The organism is Streptosporangium sp. NPDC002524 (assembly GCF_040295985.1).
Taxonomy (GTDB): domain Bacteria; phylum Actinomycetota; class Actinomycetes; order Streptosporangiales; family Streptosporangiaceae; genus Streptosporangium.
Genome location: NZ_JBEOWK010000007.1, coordinates 53,179 through 73,345, shown reverse-complemented (window position 1 = coordinate 73,345; position 20,167 = coordinate 53,179). Strand labels below are relative to the sequence as shown.

Annotated in this window: 9 protein-coding genes and 1 pseudogene; 5 read left to right on the top strand and 5 right to left on the bottom strand. The window is 67.7% G+C overall.

Going from position 1 to position 20,167, the window contains the following annotated elements; translation table 11 throughout:
* Positions 1-1,132 precede the first annotated feature (1,132 nt).
* From ABT053_RS13890 to ABT053_RS13885, 3 genes are all read left to right on the top strand, one after another.
* The gene (locus ABT053_RS13890) at positions 1,133-8,578 is read left to right on the top strand and encodes a polymorphic toxin-type HINT domain-containing protein (RefSeq protein ID WP_350969344.1); all 7,446 of its coding nucleotides are present in this window, start codon (positions 1,133-1,135) and stop codon (positions 8,576-8,578) included.
* Between the two features lie 3 nt (positions 8,579-8,581).
* Positions 8,582-8,866, top strand: coding sequence for a YxzC family protein (locus ABT053_RS43455; RefSeq protein WP_502991752.1), 285 nt, complete (start codon positions 8,582-8,584; stop codon positions 8,864-8,866).
* 852 nt (positions 8,867-9,718) lie between these two features.
* The gene (locus ABT053_RS13885) at positions 9,719-10,984 is read left to right on the top strand and encodes a hypothetical protein (protein WP_350969343.1); all 1,266 of its coding nucleotides are present in this window, start codon (positions 9,719-9,721) and stop codon (positions 10,982-10,984) included.
* Between the two features lie 57 nt (positions 10,985-11,041).
* On the opposite strand, the gene ABT053_RS13880 is transcribed toward ABT053_RS13885, so the two are convergent.
* From ABT053_RS13880 to ABT053_RS13865, 4 genes and pseudogenes are all read right to left on the bottom strand, one after another.
* Positions 11,042-11,965 (bottom strand): ABC transporter substrate-binding protein, encoded by a 924-nt coding sequence (locus ABT053_RS13880; RefSeq protein WP_350969342.1) that lies wholly within the window; start codon positions 11,963-11,965, stop codon positions 11,042-11,044.
* 36 nt (positions 11,966-12,001) lie between these two features.
* A complete protein-coding gene (locus ABT053_RS13875) occupies positions 12,002-12,673 on the bottom strand; it encodes an ABC transporter permease (protein ID WP_350969341.1) in 672 nt (223 codons plus the stop codon).
* Between the two features lie 100 nt (positions 12,674-12,773).
* Entirely contained in the window at positions 12,774-13,436 is a 663-nt protein-coding gene (locus ABT053_RS13870) for an ABC transporter permease (RefSeq protein WP_329085422.1), read from the bottom strand.
* 328 nt (positions 13,437-13,764) lie between these two features.
* Positions 13,765-14,850 (bottom strand): annotated as a pseudogene (locus ABT053_RS13865) (ABC transporter ATP-binding protein); the annotation flags it as partial.
* A gap of 310 nt (positions 14,851-15,160) precedes the next feature.
* On the opposite strand from ABT053_RS13865, the gene ABT053_RS13860 reads away from it, so the two are divergent.
* A complete protein-coding gene (locus tag ABT053_RS13860) occupies positions 15,161-17,452 on the top strand; it encodes an RNA polymerase sigma factor (protein ID WP_350969340.1) in 2,292 nt (763 codons plus the stop codon).
* Positions 17,453-17,486: 34 nt separating this feature from the next.
* On the opposite strand, the gene ABT053_RS13855 is transcribed toward ABT053_RS13860, so the two are convergent.
* Complete coding sequence (locus ABT053_RS13855; protein WP_350969339.1) at positions 17,487-18,470, bottom strand: helix-turn-helix domain-containing protein; 984 nt, start codon at positions 18,468-18,470, stop codon at positions 17,487-17,489.
* Between the two features lie 484 nt (positions 18,471-18,954).
* Here ABT053_RS13855 and ABT053_RS13850 point away from each other — a divergent pair, with 484 nt between their 5' ends.
* Positions 18,955-20,034: a glycoside hydrolase family 19 protein gene (locus ABT053_RS13850; protein ID WP_502991769.1), complete on the top strand. Its 1,080-nt coding sequence runs from the start codon at positions 18,955-18,957 to the stop codon at positions 20,032-20,034.
* Positions 20,035-20,167: the final 133 nt, after the last annotated feature.

Below are 20,167 nucleotides of genomic sequence, written 5' to 3'. Positions count from 1 at the left end.
CACCCCCTTTGAACCGACCCAAAACCGCGCGGCCCGCCTCACCCCTCCCTCTCGGCCTTCCTGAAAGCCACCAAGTCTCAGCGGCCGTGAGCTGCACTTTCGAAAAAGCTCAGGGACCGAGGCGCCCGAGACGAACGGTGGGCGACCGCTCCCTTTCCCCGCGTGATCGTTCCGGTCCACTTTCGCGGCAACTCAGCGTTACAAAAGCAACCCAGATCCGACATATCGTATTTTTAAACCCAAAATCCATGTCCTATTCCGCACCTCTTGAACCTATTGTGCCGATAAAGGTTCCCTGGGTAATTTCTGATCGTTTGCTGATGGCACACTCCGAACCGTCGACCCCGGCCCCACTGCGGGCCTGGTGGCGGGCTGGGGTAACGCGGGGCGGTTGGACTCTCGCGCTGACTTGTTCGGAGGGTGACGGCGTATGCGCCGGAGTTTGTCATGGTCGTTTTCGGCAGCCGTGAGAGCCCGGACAGCAGTGGCCGTCATGGTGGCGGCACTCCCGGGCCTGTTGCTGTTCCAAGCGGTTCCGGTATCGGCTGCGACCGTGCAGCCGCCCGCCCTCTTCCAGGGCACCCCTGACACACCCGACCAGCTGACCGGGTCGGCGGCGGGATTCCCCTCCCTGGTGGATTCCGCGGCGACGACCACGACGGTGAGTCTGCCCAAGCTGCCCGAGCAGGACATCCGTGGCGGCAAGGGCGCGTTGCCGGTCGAGAGGCGATTCACCGATGAAGGCTCCCGGGCTTCGACGGCCAAGGATGGTCGCTCATCTCCTCAGGACGATCGGCGGGCCGAGCGCCGAGGAGCAACAGCTGCCACCGGCAGCGCCGCTTCGTCGGTGGCGGCTGATTTTTGCGACACGTACACGCAATGGAGTTCCACCCAGAAGTACAGCTACGGGGCAGTGGTCGCCTACGGAACGGATGTGTGGAGGGTGACCGGTTTCAGTGCTCCGGTCGGGACACCGCCGTCGGTGGCCCCCCATTCGTGGGTACGTCAGGGGACGTGTTCGTTTCATCAGTATCCGTCGGCGGATCTCGTCTATCCCTACGACGGGACATTGGTGGAGTCGCGCACACCGACACTGCGCGCCAGCGGCCGCGGAAACGACTCCTCTTCCCCGGTGTTGATCCGTTTCACCTTCAAGGTGTGTGACAACGAGGCGATGACCGGGACCTGTCCCGCGTCCGGTACGGTGACGAACTACTACTCGGGCGGGTGGAAGGTTCCTTCGGGGAAGCTGGCCTGGAGCAAGCAGTACTGGTGGAACGTCACCGCCACCGACACGAGCAACAACCTGAGCACGACCTCCTCGACATGGTCGCTCACCACCGGGGTGCGTCAGCCGGTGATCGGCTCGCAGCTGGCCGCGCGCGGGGTCAACGGCCAGGAGTTCCACCAGATGCCGGGCAACTACACCACTGAGGCCACCGATCTGTCGGTGGCCACGGCCGGCCCGCCGCTGTCGGTGACGCGCTCCTACAACAGCATGGACGCCCGCACCGACGGGGTCTTCGGCGCGGGCTGGTCGACGCGCTGGGACATGAAGCTGGTACGCGAGGTGCGCGGGGATCTGACCAGCGCCCTGGTGACCTACCCCGACGGACGCCGGGTGCGATTCGCCGCCAACGGCAACGGGAGTTTCCAGCCGCCGCCGGGCATGCACGCCACCTTGGCCGACGTCACCGGGGGCGGGTGGAAACTGATGGACAAGTCCTCCACCGTGTACCTGTTCGACGCCCAGGGCCGGTTGACGAAGGTGACCGACGCCCGCGGCCGAGCACAAGACCTCTCCTACGGCGGGGACGGCAAGCTCGAGAAGGTGACCGCGACCGGCGGCCGGTCGCTGACGTTCACCTGGAGCGGCGCGCACGTGGCGAGCGTGTCCAGCGACCCGGTGAACGGCTCGCCGGTGACGTGGACCTACCACTACGAGGGCGACAAGCTGACCGCGGTGTGCGCGCCGGTGGCCGCTCCCAACTGCACCCGCTACACCTACGACAGCGGCTCGCAGTACCGCGGCATCGTCCAAGACAGCGAACCATACGGATACTGGCGACTGGGTGAGGCGTCAGGATGGCAGGCGGTCGACCTGGGCTCAGGAGCGGGCAGCGCCGAGTACGGCACCGTGAGCTACGCCAAGCCCGGCGCCCTGGCGGGCACTCCCGATACGGCGGTGGAGTTCAACAACTCGCGGGTGACCTTGCCGCAGCACGCGCTGGCGTACCTGGGTGATCAGGTCTCGGCGGAGATGTGGTTCAAGACCACCACCTCCGGGGTGCTGATGGCCTCCTCGGTGAGCTACGGCTCCACACCGGAAGGGCCGATGCTGTACGTCGGCACCGACGGCAAACTCCGCGGAGCGTTCAAAATGGTCGCCTCCCCCATGGGGTCGGCCACCGTGGTCAACGACAACCAGTGGCATCACGTGGCGCTGACGGTCGCCGGCGCCGATCAGGTGCTGTACCTGGACGGCACGCAGATCGGCACGATGACCGGCCAAGTGGATCCGTGGCGCCCTTACGCCACCATCGGCACCGGAGTCGTTGTTCAAGGATCAGCACCCGGTTTGCCGACCGGGACCAGTGCGCAGGAATTCCCCTTCCGTGGCCTGATCGACGAGGTCGCGATCTACGGCAAGCCGCTCACCGCGGCCGAGGTGGCGCTGCATTACGCCGCGCGCGCCGAGGCGCCGCACAAGCTCACGAAGATCACCCTGCCGTCCGAGCGGGTGTGGGCGACCAACACCTACGACGCGGGCACCGAGCGGATCACCACCCACACCGACCAGCACGGCGGCACCTGGAAGATCGGCCAACCCGTCTACGCCCAGGCGACCGGCCTGTCGACGGTCACGGTCACCGATCCCAACAACAACACTCTCAGCTCCGCCTACGACGCCTGGCGCGGCTACCGCCTGGTCAACCGCACCGACCAGCTGGGAAAGATCACCAAGTACGAGTACGACACCGGCGGCTTCCTCACCAAGACCACCGACCCGAACGGGGTCCTCACCGAGCGCGTCAACGACGCCCGCGGCAACGTCACCGCCACCAAGACCTGCAAGGCGGCGGGAAACTGCCAGACCACCCACCAGGCGTTCTACCGCAACACCGCCGATGAGTTCGATCCACGCAACGACCGTCCCACGACACACAGGGATGCCCGTTCAGCCAGCGCCACCGACAACACCTACGCCACCACCACCGAGTACACCCCCCATGGGGAGGTGTCCAAGCAGACCACCCCGGCCACCCCGGACTTCCCCACCGGTCGTTCGACAACGTCCACCTACACAGACGGCACCGAACCCGCCGCCGGCGGCGGCACCACCCCGGCCGGCCTGCGCGAGTCGAGCAAGGATGCCAAGGGCAACGAGACGACCTACCGCTACAGTGCCGCCGGTGACCTGGCCGAGCAGACCAGTCCGTCAGGGTTGAAAATCCAGTTCGCCCATGACGCGCTCGGCCGGGTGGTCTCACGTAAGGAGATCTCGCAGGCTCACCCCGCCGGAGTGGTCACCACCTCCACCTATGACGGGCTGGGGCGCCTGGTCACCCACACCGGCGCCGGGGTGAAGAACGAGGTCACCAACGTCACCCACACCGCCAAGACCACGTTCACCTACGACACGGACGGCAACAAACTCACCGAGACGGTCACGGATCTGACCGGCGGTGACCCCGAACGAAAGATCACCTACACCTACGACTCCGGCGGCCGGGTGGAAACGGTCACCGGCCCGGAAGGCGGCGTGGCCCGCGTCACGTGGAACGCCCTCGGAGCCAAGGCCAGCCTCACCGACGAGAAGGGGACGGTCTACACCTACGCCTACACCAAACGTGGTGAGCTGGCCTCCACGACGCTCAAGGCGTGGACCGGCAGCCCGGTCGCGCCTCAGGCCGCTCAAGATGTGGTGCTGGAGTCCTTCTCCTACGACCCCGGCGGGCGGCTGGCCGGTGAGGTGGACGCGATGGGGCGCAAGACCGCCTACACCTACTTCGGCGACAACCGGCTGTCACAGCTGATCGGCGATGACGTCCGGCTGAACGGTTTGACCACTACGACTGACGTGGTGCTGGAGGCCAACACCTACGACGCGGCCGGCAACGTCACCAAGCAGGTGACCGGCGGCGGCAAGACCACCGAGGAGTACGTCTACGACGCCGCCGGCCGGGTGACCTCCACGACCTTCGACCCGGCCACGCTCAAGCGCAAGAGCGCCTACGAGTACGACGCGGCCGGCAACGTCACGAAGGAGTCCTTCACCGGAGCGGGCAGCACCCGGATCGAATCCACGGCCTACACCTACAACGCGGTGAACCTGCTGACCAGGCAGACCGTGGAGAACGGCACGGACGATCTGGTCTCCACCTGGAGCTACGACGACCGCGGTCTGGTCACCGAGACGATCGAGCCGCGAGGCAACGCCGCCGGAGCAACCGCCGCCGACTTCACCACCACGATGCGCTACGACCTCGCCGGACAACTGGTGGAGTCGAAGTCCCCGCAGGTGAAGATTGAGAAGAACGGTTCCGCCACCGACGGGCGCCCCACCGTGCGATACGGCTATGACAGCGCCGGGGTGCTGACCCACAGTGTCGACGCTGAAGGACGGACCATAACCTCGGCGTTCGACAAGGCCGGTCGCCTGACCTCCACCACCTTGCCGTCCTACACCCCGCCCGGCGGGGCCGCGCTGATTCCCAAGGTCAGCTACGGCTACGACGTTGCCGGTCAGCTGACCAGCGTCACCGACCCGCGGGGTCATGTCACCTCCGCCGAGTACGACGCGCTGGGCCGCCAGGTCCGGGTCACCGATCCCGGTCCGTCCGGGCCGGGCGGTACATGGGTGTCGGAGTACGACCTGCTGGGCGAGCAACGCGCCATGGTCGACCCCACCGGTGCGCGGGTCGAGGCCACCTACGACGACCTGGGCCGCATGATCACCCAGACCCAGGTCGAACGCCGGCCCATCACCGCGGCGCACATCACCGCGATGACCTACGACACCGCCGGCAACCTCACCAAGAGCGTCGCCCCCGGCGACAAGAGCACCAGCTACACGGTCAACGCCGCCGGGCAGGTCACCGCCATCACCGACCCGAACACCAACACCTCCGCCATCGGGTACGACTTCCTGGGCCGCTCGGCCAAGGTGACCGACCCGGAGGGCAACGCCACCGAGGCCGAGTACGACCTGGCCGGCCGCCAGATCGCCGCCAAGGATCTCGACGTCACCGGCGCGACGGTGCGCACCTTCGGCTTCGGCCGCGACCCGGCCGGCAACCTGGTCAGCAGCACCTCCGGGGAGGGACACCTCACCCGCCGCACCTTCGACGCGCTGGGCCGGATGACCGCGCTCATCGAGCCGGTCTCCGCCGGCAAGTCGATCACCTCGACGTTCGGCTACGACGCCGGCGGTGCGCGTACTCGCACCACCGACGGCCGCGGCAACGCGGTATGGACCGGTTACAACACCCTCGGCCTGCCCGAATCGGTCATCGAGCCATCGACTCCCGCCCATCCCAACGCGGCCGATCGGACCTGGACCACCGTCTACGACGCCGCCGGCAACGCCACCGCCACCCTGCAACCGGGCGGAGTCCGCATCGACCGGACCTTCGACGCCCTGGGCCGGATGGTGAAGGAGACCGGCAGCGGCGCCTCGGTGGCCACCCCCGAGCGCAACGTCACCTACGACACCGCGGGCCGGGTCACCGCGATCGGCGACCACACCCTGGAGTACAACGACCGCAGCCTGCTGACCAAGGTCTCCAAAGCCACCAACCAGGTCGCCGCCTACGGCTACGACGCGCGGGGCAACCTCAGCCAGCGCGTCGACACCACCGGCACCGCGAACTACACCTGGGACGACGCCGACCGGCTCAGGACCGCCTCCGACCCGGTCACCGGCCGCACCTTCACCTACGGCTACGACAAGGCCGACCGGCTCACCAGCCAGACCTCGGCCAACCCGGTCAACACCCAGACCTATATCTACGACGCCGTCGACCGGCCCACCTCCCAGACGCTGAAGAACAGCAGCAACGCGCAACTGGCGAAGATCGTCTACGAATGGGACAAGGACGACAACCTCACCACCAAGACCACCACCGGCACCGCGGGAGCGGGCACCAACACCTACGGCTACGACCACGCCGGACGCCTGACCTCCTGGACCGCCCCGGGCGGCGCCGTCACCGCCTACGAATGGGACGACTCGGGCAACCGCACCAAGGCCGGGAACGAGACCTTCGTCTACGACGAACGCAACCGGCTGACCTCCGGCGGCGGCGTCGACTACACCTACACCCCCCGCGGCACCGTGGCGACGGAGACCAAGGCGGGCGTCACCCGCAACCTCACCTTCGACGCCTTCGACCGGCTGATCTCCGACGGAGAGGCCTCCTACGGCTACGACGCGCTGGGCCGGGTGACCTCACGTACCAAGGGAGCCGACCAGCAGCGCTTCACCTACTCCGGCCTGGAAAACGACATCGCCACCGTCTCCGACGGCGTCAACACCACCATGGCCAAGTACGGCCGCGACCCCTTCGGCGGCCTGCTCAGCCTCCAGGAGGGCGGCACCGCCGCACTCGGCGTGATGTCCGACCTGCACGGCGACGTGGTCGGCACCTTCTCCGGCACCGCACTGGTGGACTCGGTCGCCTACGACCCCTTCGGGAAGGTCACCCACCGCTCCGGCACCGCGCGCACGCTGGGCTACCAGGGCGAGTACACCGACCCGGACACCGGCAAGGTCAACATGCACGCCCGCTGGTACCAGCCCGGCACCGGCACCTTCACCTCCCGCGACGACTGGACCCTCAACCCCACCCCCTCGATCCAGGCCAACCGCTATACCTACGGCAATGGCAATCCTCTGGTCAATCTCGACCCCTCAGGTCATGCTCCATGCGGGGCGATAGCAAGAATATTTGGTGGCCTCTGGGGACTGAACTGCAAAATAGCCACCGAAACCGAATGGGTGGGCAACCTAGAACCCGCCGTCGCCACAGGGCCTTGCACGGGGCCCATGGACCCGCGTGGGTGTTGGAAGCCTCCAAACCCTCCGCCAGGAAAACCTGGTTGCAAAACTCCGAAATCTGCTGGATGTCCACAAAATTCGTCCAGCAACAACAGCATCAACGGTAAGAGCAATAGCGCCCCGGTGAGCAATCCTTGCTATAACTGCGGTGGCGGCTCTGGACCGACGAAGCCTCAGCCGAAGAAGCCGGACCCGCCGTACAAGCCCGACTTCGACCCGAACAGCGAAGACTTCATAAACGACCCGAACAACGCAACGAAGGACCGTGGCCCCGGCTCGGACCGAACCCCCCAGGAGTGGGCCGACTACCTCTGCACCTATGGGCCGTGCACAACCAGCTACACCGGCCATGTCGGAATCGAGATCATCGGTGGCGGAGGTGGAGGTGGCGGAGGTAGCGGGGGAAGCATCTGCCCCGCTGGAACGACCTACGTGTCCGGAGGCGGCTTCAAATACTCCTGCGAACCGAGTTCGGTAAAGCCGGTGGATTCCACGCCTGATTCGCCTGCGGGCCCGACCCATCCGGAACAACCCCCAACCATCCTCACCTATATTGCTGACGGCTGTTCGGGGATTTTCGTATGCGACCTTTTCATTGGGGATCCACTCAACTGCGCGGCCAACCCTTCCCTGGGCAGCTGCGCGATGACGGTGATCGGATTCATCCCTGGCGGGAAGATCGCCACAACAGCCTTCAAAACGGGCAGTAAGGCGGCCAAGGGCGCGCAAGGAGCTGTCAAGGCCTGCAAGCCCAACAGCTTCGTGGCCGGCACCCTCGTCCTGATGGCCGACGGAACCCAAAAACCGATCGAAGACGTCGAGGTCGGCGAGTACGTACTCGCCACCGACCCCGAAACCGACCGCACCGAGGCCAGAGCCGTCACCGTCCTGATCTCAGGCGAAGGCACCAAGAACCTCGTCAAGATCACCGTGGACACCGACGGCGACAGAGGCGACGCCACCTCCCCGATCACCGCGACCGACGAGCACCCCTTCTGGGTACCCACCCTGAGTAAGTGGACCGACGCCGGCGAACTCCAGCCTGGCATGTGGTTGCAAACCTCAGCCGGCACGTACGTCCAGATCACCGCGATCAAGAAGTGGACCACCACACGCCGCGTCTACAACTTCACCGTCGACGACATCCACACCTACCATGTGGTAACAGGCGGTAATGCAGTACTTGTTCACAACGATGGTCCCGGCGCGGACAACATATATGGCGGTAGCCTTTACAAGGAACATCTTCGACAGTGGAGTAAGTACGGCACCGGTGGAATGCGTGAACTTTCGGATGGCCGCTATCGGTACTACGATCCAATCACTCCTCCCCAGAAACCTGGCGAAATGGCAGGAAGACGTAGAGTTCGCGAATGGAATCCTGCGAGCAATGAAAAGCGGACCTGGCATGAGACTGTCGCCCACGACGGTCAGGTGCGCCAGGTACGGCCAGAGACAGGCGGACCCAAAGTGCACTACACGTTCGATAAGTGTGGAAAGTACACCGGGAGTTGGTGATTTATGAGTTCAGGGCCGACTCGATATGAAGCATATGAAATGTTGAGAAACCTGGCCGAAGGGAAGGTGTCCCCTGAGGAGGCGAACGATTGGGCAGCCATATGGAGCGGAACAGATAGAGACGTCGAGGTAACTGATGAGCTGACCTGGGCTGTACTTAGCCGACTTCATGGTTGCGACATTCAGGTCGCGCCAGGCGAGTATATGCACGGCGAAGCCGATCATCGAGAATGGCTCAAAGAATTTGAAAACAAACTAAATAAATCCTCACCACCTAGGCGAACATAAGTTCTACACGAAAGGCCATTGCATTAAACCGAATGCTTCCATTTAAATTACCTTACAGCTCGCCTTAGATCTGAAAGCGCTGGGTCGCCACAAGCCGATTCTTCACGCGAGGTTGTCGCGCCACTGAACCTTTTTTATCTTCAGGCGGCCTGCGCGACGAGGTGAGTTTGAAAGACGGCGATGGCCTTACACAGGTGGCCGACATTGCCAGGGTTGCAGCGCAGCTTCCGGAGGGTTTTTCAGCTCTTCAGCTGGGCATTGACGCGTTCACTGGTCTGCAGAGCATGGCGTGGAAGCGGCTGGCCTGTTTTACGAAGCGGGCTTGTTCTTGCTCTTGTAGGGCGTGGCGGCCAAGCCCTCGGCTCTCTGATGCGCCTTGTCGGCCAGCGCGATAACTCCGGCCTACCTCAGCGCACGCAGGATGACTCATGCGAGGGGCGCTAGATCATGCGCCTTGCCCGGCAGGACTGCCGGAGAGGACAACCGCCTGAGCGAGCACCGCCAGAGGGAGATCGAGCACGATGCTCAACCACGGCAGCCAGGCCATAGGGCAGCCTCTTGCGGCGTAGAAGAAATTCCGGTCCGGACGCCACCGGCGGTCGAAGGGTCATGCTCGTCAAGAGCCTCACCGCCCGTTGAAATTTCGCCACAACCCTGGTCTGGTTCAAAATCGAATCGACGGGCACGGCGCTGAATCACTGGATGAGCGTAAGAAAAAGAGCAGCGCACCGCCGATGAAAACTTCAGAAAAGCACACATGTGCGAGAAACGCATAAAACCCCGCCAGCCAATCCGGCCCTTCTTGCCGTATTCGCTCCCTCAACACCCGCATCTGGTGTTGACTTGCCCTCTATGTCATCTGATCTTGGTGCTTCTCGATGGGGTTTTCGCGAACGGGGTGTACTTACGGTCGCGGCACTGCTGCTCGCGGTGAGTTTCTGGGAATGGTTCGGTGTCTCCGTGCTCGTCGTGGAACAGTTCGGAGTGCGCACCGCGCGGGCGACCGCGAACGCCTGGCAGATTTCCACCGTCTGGTCGGTCGCGGTGCTGCTGGGAGTGGCGGCCTCGTTGCTGTGGTGCGTTCGCCTGCGCGGTGTCACCGGCAGAGCCTCTCTGCGGCCCGCCGCACTCGTCTTCGTCGCCCTCGGCATTCTTCTCACGGCGTGGCAGTGGTCGAATATCGAGGTGTCCGGAGAGCCGAGCAAAACCTTGACCGTGATTACGACGGGGGATTCTCGTCCCGACTGGCCCGCCTCTGCCTCGGCCGAGGAAGAGCTAGGAAAAAAGCTTCGAGAAGGATTACCCCTCGCACAGGAGCCAGGATATTACTCGGATGTGCGTCTCGGGCCAGAGATCGCACTGTTTCTGCTCGTGCTGGAGTTGTCCCTCATGGCCAGCGCGTTCTTTCATCGCCCGCTGTGGTTGATGAACGCTCAGAACGCGTGGCGAGACCGGAAGGAACTCTCACCAGGAACGGGTGCGCGATACCGCGAAACAAGGCTCTCGGACCCCGCGCCGGCGGGAGAGGTGCCCGCCCCCAACCGTCCCGAACCCCCGCCCTGGTCGGCTCCCCCGTCGTCGGAGATCGGAGCGGTGCTCGCGGTCGATCGGGTGGTGGCCCGCGGTACGAACGTCGTGGTGCTCCTGCCGACGATCAGGGTCTTCAGCACCGGCTTCCTGCTGGAGGTGGAGGTCGTGTCCCGGCAGGGTGAGCTGTCCGCCGAAGACTGGCGATACGTACAGATGGCCGCGACCCCCTTCGACCAGGCGGCCGGACGCGGTGGTCCGCGGGACTCGCTGCTGAGGATGGGCGTGCGTTTCGCCGACGGCACGAAGGCCACCACCCTCGACCGGATGCCGAGCGGGAGGAGATCTTCCGGCGATCAGCCGGCCGGCCCCCTGCTGTCGTGGTCGCCGACCGGCGCCGGTGTGCGCGGGAACGAGTTCGCCTTCAGCCACTTCGGGCTGTGGCTGTGGCCGCTGCCCCCGGCGGAGGACTTCGAGTTCGCCGTGGAGTGGCCGCTGGGCGGCATCGAGCTGAGCAGCACCGAACTCGACGGCGCGGCGATCGTGTCAGCCGCCGGCCGGTCGGCGCGCTACTGGCCCGGCGACCGGTGAGAACGCCGGAAGGCGGGTGGACGTCCACCCGCCTTCCGTTGAGACCGCCGCCGGAACCTAGAGCAGGGCGTTCTGGGTGAGCCAGTCCTTGGCGACCGCCTCGGCGTCGTCCTTGTCGACCGCGACGCGCTTCATCAGCGCGACCAGGCCGGCGGTGTCGAGCTTGGCGGAGACCGCGTCGAGGGTCGTCTTCACGGTGTCGTTCACGCCGGCCTTGTTGACCAGGGGGGCGATGTTCTCGGCCGCGAAGGCGCTCTTGTTGTCCTGGAGGGAGACCAGGTCGTTGACGATGATCTTCGGGTCGGTGGTGAAGACGTTGCCGACCTGGACGGTGCCGTCCTTGATGGCGTCGGCGGTGGCGTCGCCGGTCTTCTTCCACTCCTTGAACTCCAGGCCGTACGTGTCCTTGAAGTTCTTCTCCTGGCGGGTCTGGAACTCCGGCGGGCCGCCCACCGAGTAGTTCTTGGCGACCTTGACCAGGTCCTCGATCGTGGTGAGGCCGTCCTTGGTGGCGGTCTCCTTGGTGACGGTCAGCGAGTTGTTGTCCTCGGCCGGGGCGGGGGTGAGGACCTCCAGCTCGGCGGGGAGCTTCTCCTTGAGACCGGCGACGACGTCGTCCTTCGACTTCGCCGTGGTGGTGTTGTCGACGAAGGCGAGGAGCGAGCCGATGTACTCCGGCAGGATGGTCAGGCCGCCGCTCTTGACCTGGTCGTACAGGACCTCGCGGCTGCCGATGTTGAACTTCTCCTCGACCTGGACGCCCTTGGCGGCCAGGGCCTGGGAGTAGATCTCGCCGAGCAGGACGTTCTCCGGGAAGTTGGCCGACCCGATGATGACCTTCCCCCCGGCCGCCGGCGCGGAGGCCGACCCGGATTCCGCGGGGGCGGGGGAGGCGCTGGTGAGCGGATCTCCGCCGCCGCACGCGGTAAGTGTGAGCGCCGCGGACAGGAGGACCGCCGCGGTGCTGATCAGGCGCTTCATGGTGCTATTCCCTTCCAAAACGGGGGGTAAAGAAGACTATCTGATGGTCTGGCGCTCGCTCACCCCCGGGGAGACCGTTACGCGCTGCACCAGAGTGAACCCGAGCTGGACGAGAAGCGCCAGCAGTGCTACGAGGACCGCCCCGCCGATCGTGCTCGGGAAGTTCTTGGTCGCGAGACCGTCGATGATGAAACGGCCGAGGCCGCCCAGGCCCACGTAGGCGGCCACGGTCGCGGTCGCCACCACCTGGATCGCCGCCAGGCGCAGGCCCAGCAGGATCAGCGGCAGCGCGACCGGCACCAGCACCCGTCCGAGGACCTGCCCGCCCCGCAGGCCCATGCCGTACGCGGCGTCGCGCAGGTCGGGGTCGACCCCCCGGATGCCCTCGTACGTGTTGACCAGGATGGGCGGCACGGCCAGCGCCACCAGCGGGATGAGCACCGGCAGGATCGTACCGACGCCCATGAACAGGACGATGAGGACCAGCAGGCCGAGGGTCGGCAGGGCGCGGGCCGCGTTCGCGGTGAGGATGACGAGCGTCGCGCCCCTGCCGGTGTGGCCGATCAGCAGCCCCAGCGGGAGCGCGATCAGCATGGCGAGGAGCAGCGAGAGCCCGGCGAACTCCAGGTGTTCGAGCAGCCGGTTGGGAATCCCGTCGGGTCCCGACCAGTTGGCCGGGTCGCCGAAGAAGTCGATCAGCCAGTTCACACGGCCTCCTCTGCCCGCGACCCGATCGGCCGGTTAACCCGGATCGCCCGCGCCTCGCCAGGCCGGTTCACGCGAAACCCCCAGAACCCGATCATCCGGTTCACGCGGACCCCCTCGCCCGCGACCACGGGGTGAGCAGGCGTTGCGCCAGGATCAGCAGCAGGTCGGCGACCCCGGCGAGCACCACGACCAGCACGATACCGACGACGATCGGGGTGTAGAACTGCCGCTGCCAGCCGTCGATGAACAGGTAGCCGAGCCCGCCCCTGCCGACCAGCGCGCCGACGCTGACCAGGCTGACGCTGGCGACCGTGGCCACCCTGAGCCCGGCCAGCACGACCGGTACCGCGATCGGCAACTCGACCTGGAGCAGCCTGCGCAGCGGGGTGAAGCCCATCGCCACCGCGGACTGGCGTACGTGGTCGGGGACCGAGCTCAGCCCGTCGACGACCGCGGGGATCAGCACCGCCATGGCGTAGAAGGTGAGCGGGACCATCACGGTCGTCCGGGTGGCGAGCCCGGTGATCGGGATGAGCACGATGAAGACGGCCAGCGAGGGCAGCGAGTAGATCACGTTCATCACGCCGACGGTCGGCTGGTAGAGCCAGCGCCACCGCACCCCGGCCAGCCCGAGCGGGAGCGCGATGATCAATCCGATGAGGATCGGCACCAGCGCCATCACGATGTGGTCCTCGAGCAGGCCCTGGATCGTGGGCCAGTTACGCCCGATCCAGTCCCATCGGACCAGCGGCTCCTCATCCATCGGCACCTCCCCTGGGGTTGCCGGTGCTTCCCGCGGCCCCCTCGGCGCCCCCGGCTGGGCCGTCGGCACCTCCCGCGGAACCGTCGCCGCCCCCGGCGGGCCTGCCGTCGCCTTCCGCCGACCCGCCTGAGCCAGTTGAGCCACTTGAGCTGGGGCTCGGGCCGCTCGGGCTCGGGTCGCTTGAGCTCGGGTCGCTTGAGCTCGGGCCACTTGAGCTGGGGCTCGGGCCGCTCGGGCTCGGGTCGCTTGAGCTCAGGCTTGGGTCGCTCGGTCTCTGGCCGCTTGAGCTCGGGCCGTCGGTGTTCCGTGCCGGTCCGCCGACGCTTCCCGCGACCCTGGTCAGCGCCTCGTCCAGCGACTCGCGGGTGGCGACGCCCACGGCCCTGCCCGACCCGTCCACCGCGACGGCGTGGCCCGACGGGGAGAGCAGCGTCGCGTCCAGCGCGGCGCGCAGCGAGTCGCGCCCGCTGACGAAGGTCCCGTACGGCGCGAGCTCTACGTCGGCGAGGGTGCCCTGCTCGGGCAGGTCCCCGACGGCGGCCCAGCCCAGCGGCGGGCCGTCCCCGTCCGTCACGGCCAGCCACGGCTCCCCGGTGGCGCGCGCCGCGGCGGTGCCGGTGGAGGCGGGCACGAGAAGGTCGGTACGGAGCCGCACCCCCTCGTCCGAGACGAACGACAGCCGCCTGATGCCCCGGTCGCGGCCCAGGAACTCGCGGACGAAGTCGTCGGCGGGCCGGGCCAGCAGCGTCGCGGGGTCGTCGAGCTGGGCCAGATGGCCCCCGACGCGGAGCACGGCCACCCGGTCGCCGAGCTTGACGGCCTCGTCGATGTCGTGGGTGACGAACACGATGGTCTTGTTCAGCTCGGCCTGGAGCCGCAGGAGCTCCTCCTGCAGGCTCGTACGGACGATCGGGTCGACCGCGCTGAACGGCTCGTCCATCAGCAGCACGGGCGGGTCGGCGGCGAGCGCGCGGGCCACGCCGACGCGCTGCTGCTGCCCGCCGGAGAGCTGGAAGGGATAGCGTCCGGCCATCTTGAGGTCGAGCCCGACCCGTTCGAGCAGCTCCATCGCCCGGTCGCGCGCCTTCTTCTTGTCCCAGCCGAGCAGCAGGGGCACCGTCGCCACGTTGTCGACGATCTTGCGGTGCGGGAAGAGCCCCGCCTGCTGGATGACGTAGCCGATGCCCCGGCGCAGGGTAGGCGGGTCGATGGTCTTCACGTCGACGCCGTCCAGGAGGATCTGGCCCTCCGAGGCGTCGATCATTCTGTTGATCATGCGGAGGGACGTCGTCTTGCCGCATCCCGAAGGACCGACGAAGACCGTTATCTCCCCGGTCGGCACCTCAAGGCTTAGATTGTCCACGGCGACGGTCCCGTCGGCGTAGCGCTTGGTGACACCGTTGAATGTGATCATGCGCAACCTCTTGTTTTCGCAGGGTTACGGCTCCCCTGCCCCAACCGTCCCCATGATCCCCCTGATCCCGCACGGGCCAGCCTATGCCCCACTTATCCGATCTGTCTTCCAGGCTTTCCCGAACCAGCTCTGCGGGAGATCCACAAGTGTATTTCTCAACAAAAGGGCATTGAGTAGTGCGGGAGGTGCCCATGACTTGACATGATTACCCACATCGCTGGAGTTGATCCCTCCGGCACCGTACGTCACAGGCTTCACAGCCACTCCGACTCTCCACCACGCTCGCCGAACCACCAGAGGAACCGGTCCAGTGACTCAACCGCTCCTCGGTCAACGCTCGCGCGTCGAACTCATCGCCGAGCTCTATGACCGCCACGCAGCAGGGCTGTTCGCCTACTCCCACGACCAGCTGGGCACCGCGGACTCGGCCTCCGACGTCCTGGTGGCCGTCCTCTCGGGCGTCTCGGACGCCGAACCGCCGCGCGCCGCGCTGTACGCGCTCGCCCGCCGCGAGATCTTCCTGCGCGACATCGTCTACTCTCCGGCCGCCGTCGGCCTCGACCCGGCCGCGGCCCTCGTCCAGCGCGTCCTGGGTGACCTGCGCACGCACCAGCGTGAGGTGCTGTACCTGTCGGGCGTGTGCGAGATGGACGCCTCCGAGCTGTCCTGGGTGCTCGACGTGGCCGTCGACACCGCCGACGAGCTGACGGTGAGCGCCTGCCGCCGCTTCGCCCAGTCGCTGGGCTACGCCCTGGCCTCGGCCAAGGTCCCCGAGAACATGGCGGAGGTGTTCGGCGCCCTCGCGGTCGCCCCGGTCCGCGACGTGCTCAACCTCGCCCCCTGGGCCACTCCCCCCGCGAGACTTCGCGCCGCCGTGCTCGGGCCCCAGGCGCCGCCCGCCGTTCCCGCCGCCAGACGGTCGGCGTCCCCGCTGGTCAGGCAGCTGTGGCCGACGACGCCCGAGTGGCCGCTGCCGCTCGCGGAGACCGGCGTCCCGACCGGCCCGGCCGGTCCGCCGATCGGCGCCTCGGCCTTCCCCGTGCCGGACCACATGGCGGAGGACCGCTTCCCCGACCCCTTCGCCCCGCGGGATCCCGACGCCGTCTCCACCCACGAGGCCACCACGGAGCCGATGCCCAGGCTCGGCGATTCGGTGCTCACCGCCCTGGACACCGCGGCCCTGCGTCCGCGCCGCCGCCTCCAGCGCCCCCGGCCGCGCCGGGCGGCACCGCTGTCGGCCCCCGTCCCCGGGGACGTGCTGGACGACGCCCCCGGGCGGGAGGACTTCTTCCGCCCGCTCACCCCGGAGGCGCGGGCGGCCCGCGTCCACACCGACAGGCTCGTCGCCGCCGCCCCCCGTACTGAGACCCCGCCCACCAGCGGTACCGCGACTCCGCCCATCGACCGCACCGAGACGCCGGTCGCTCCCCGTACCGAGCCCCCGTCCACCGGCCGCACCGCGACTCCGCTTGACGACCGCACCGCGACTCCGGCCGCGGAGACGCTCCAAACCTCGTTCCGCGAGGCGCTGCCGAGCCCGGTTCCCGCCACCGAGACCCCCCGCACCCCGCTCACCGTCGTCCCGCCCCTGGGAAGCGGAAACCTGGGGAACGGGAACCTCGGGAGCGGAAACCCCGGGAGCGGGACCGCCGGGAACCTCCGGAGCCCCGGAAACCCCGGTGACGTGCTGGACGACGGTCTCGGCGACGTGCTGGACGACGCGCGTCCCCTTCCCGGCTGGCCGCTGCAGACTGACCAGCTCGACGCCCTCGCCGACCGCGAGCGCCACCGGCCCGCCCCCGCGCCCTTCCCCTCGCGGGAAACGGGGCGGCACGCGTCCCCCGCCGCTGACCGCCCCCCGCTCTCGCTCCCCGTCTGGGCCACCCGGACGGAGACCCCCGCGTCCCCCGAACTGTCATCGGTGGAGCGCGCCGACCCCCCGTTCCCCTCGTCGGCCCACCGCGCCGCCGGCCCCGTCCGGCCCTCCGCCGTCGACTGGTTCGCAGACGCCGCTCCCTCCGGCACCCGGACCGGCGAGACGACCCCTCCGCCCGGCCCCAGGACCGGCGAGACCCCGGCCGTCCCCTCCGGCACCCGGACCGGTGAGCCCCCGGCCACAGGCGCCCTGACCCGCGAGACCCCGACCGCCCTTCCCGTCTGGTCGCCCCGGACCGACCACCTCCGCACCCCCACCGGCCGCGCCCAGCTGCGCCTGCCCCGCTGGGTGATGCGCGAGGACCAGTCCGGCGACGCCCCCGCCCGGACCTCACCGCCGAACCACACCCTGACGCCGTACGACGCGCCGCCGGACGACGCGGCGACCATGCCGGGGAACGGGTTCGCGGCGATCCCCCCGGTGCCCCTGGCCCCCGAGCAGGCCGAGCCGGCCGAGCAGGCCGATCCCCACCCGGGACTCGGCGGGACCGGTACGGTGCTCTCCCCCTCCGGCCGTACGGCATCCCGCAAGCGGGCGCCGCGCAGTCACAAGGCGATGAAGAACGCCACCCACCACGACTGGGCCTGGGAGCTGATCGGCTTCGTCATCGCGGTGGCGATCGCCATGATCGTCTTCTTCGCGGTGCCGATGATGACCACCCCGTAGGCCCTCCGGGGATTTCCCGGGGTCGGTGCGGTGCTCAGAGCCAGTGTTCGGTGGCGGCGCGCCAGGCCAGTTGCATGCGGGTCTGGGTTCCGGCGAGTTCCATGATGTTCGAGACGCGCCGCTGTACGGTCCGCTGGCTCACTCCCAGCCGGGTCGCGATCGACTTGTCCGGTACGCCCTCGACCAGCAGCGAGACCAGATGGAGGTCGTCGGGACCGAGCGGGCAGGGTGTCGTCGCCTCCGTGAGGGCGCCGTCCTCGGCGATCCGCAACGGCGTCGCCCGTTCCCAGCAGCCCTCGAAGAGGGCGACCAGCGCCTCCAGCAGCTGGCCGCCCCGGACCAGCGCCGCCGTCGGTTCCGAGGCTCCCGCCTCCTGCGCCAGCGGGAGCACCGCGACCTCCCGGTCGACGACCGTCAGCCGCACCGGCAGGCAGGGCATCGCCCTGGCCTGCTCGCCCAGCTTGACCCCGTACGCCACGTTGGCCTGCATGCCCTGCTCCTCCAGCAGGGGTCGTTCGTAGATCACCCGGTACTCGACCCCGCGGCGCAGCGCGTCAAGCTCGGCGAGGTTCTCCTCCGCGGGCAGCCCGATCGCGTGGCCCCGGCAGAGGTAGAGGACCTCGTGGCGGGCGTTCTCCTGCAGGTGGTCGAGGTGTTCCCTGAGTACGGCGCGGTTCGGCAGGACCTCGACCAGCCGTCCGGCGTCGCGGCGGCGGGCGTTGTCGCGGTACTCCTCCGAGAGCTGGTCCACCTCGCGCCGCGCCCAGTCGAGCGCCTGCTGGTGGCGGAGGAGCTGTGAGCCCAGCACGATGTCCGGTGCCACGGCGGTGAACCGCCGCCTGCCGGGACCGACCGTCCTGACCAGCCCTCTGACCCGCATGGATATCAGCACCGTCTCGGCCGTCTCGGCGTCGATGCCCAGGGTGCCTATGAGGTCGGTGACCTCCGCCTCCGCGGTGGTGACCAGGAACCGGTAGACGCGCTCCTCCACAGGATCGAGCCCGAGGGATTCCAACATGACGCACATGATGACATCCGAAACGCCTATAAAAGTTACATTCACTGTCTAACCGGACTTATAACGCCAGTGTGAATTAACCGGGCGTGGGTCATATCGGACACGGAACGCACCCGCCCACGATGGCGGGAATCAAGGGCCGCCGGGGTTGTGACAGCGATCTGTCAAGGCTAGTATCACGGCAACTCTTAGGAAACTTTCTTAAGAGAAAGTTAAGGCGGAGGCCCTCGTGGCCCCCGGGAAACCGTTTCATCCGACCAAGAGCTGCGCGAACCCCGATGGCGCGAGCCGCCGTCCCCCGGAGGTCCGGCCGTCCGGACGTCCCCCACCGTCCGACGTCCCCGATGAAACCGGGTAGTGCGGAGCCCTCCGCCCTTACTCGCCCTGACTGGGTTTGCAAGCCTCTCGCGTGAGCCACTCGCGCCCCGGTCGCACAACGTCTCGAACCTCTGCGGCCCCCACCGCACGAAGGAGTGATCAAGTGTTGAGACAGCGCATCATGGCCGCCCTCGCCGCCCTGGCGGTGACGGGCGTGCTCGCGGTCGCCCTGCCCGCGGCCTCCGCGTCCTCCGCGTCCTCCGCCGCCGCGGCGGCCTGCGTGACCCCGTGGAACTCCTCGCAGGTCTACACCGGCGGCATGACCGCCTCCCACAACGGCCGCAACTGGTCGGCGAAGTGGTGGACCCAGAACGAGGTTCCCGGCTCCGCCGCCGTGTGGGCGGACCAGGGCGCCTGCGGCGGCGGCACGACGCCTCCCCCCACGGGCAACTGCAACCACCCGAACTGGGCGGCGGGCACCTGGTACCCGGCGGGCAGCATCGTCAAGTACACCAACGGCCAGTTCTACCGCGCCAAGAACGAGAACCCCGGCTACGACCCGGTGATCAGCACCTGGTACTGGGAGCCGTACACCTGTGGCGGCACGACGCCTCCCCCCACCGGCGGCGGTTTCGTCGTGAGCGAGGCCCAGTTCAACCAGATGTTCCCGAGCCGGAACTCGTTCTACACCTACAGCGGCCTGACCGCGGCGCTGAGCGCCTACCCGGGCTTCGCGAAGACCGGCAGCGACACCGTCAAGAGGCAGGAGGCCGCCGCCTTCCTCGCCAACGTCAACCACGAGACCGGCGGCCTGGTCCACGTCGTGGAGCAGAACACCGCGAACTACCCGCACTACTGCGACGCGAGCCAGCCGTACGGCTGCCCCGCGGGCCAGGCGGCCTACTACGGGCGCGGCCCGATCCAGCTGAGCTGGAACTTCAACTACAAGGCGGCGGGCGACGCGCTCGGCATCAACCTGCTCGGCAACCCGTACCTGGTCCAGAACGACGCGGCGGTGGCCTGGAAGACCGCCTTGTGGTACTGGAACACCCAGAACGGCCCCGGCACCATGACGCCGCACAACGCGATGGTCAACAGCCGTGGCTTCGGCGAGACGATCCGCAGCATCAACGGCAGCCTGGAGTGCAACGGCAGGAACCCCGCGCAGGTGCAGAGCCGGATCAACGCCTACCAGCGCTTCGTGCAGATCCTCGGCACCACCCCCGGCGGCAACCTCAGCTGCTGAATCACCCGGTCACCCGGCCACCGGGTCACCGAACCGCTAAATCACTAAACCGCTGAACCGCCGAAACACCGGCGAACGACCGCGCGCCCGGCCTCCACACCGGGCGCGCGGCCCCGCGCGGCGTGCGAACCAC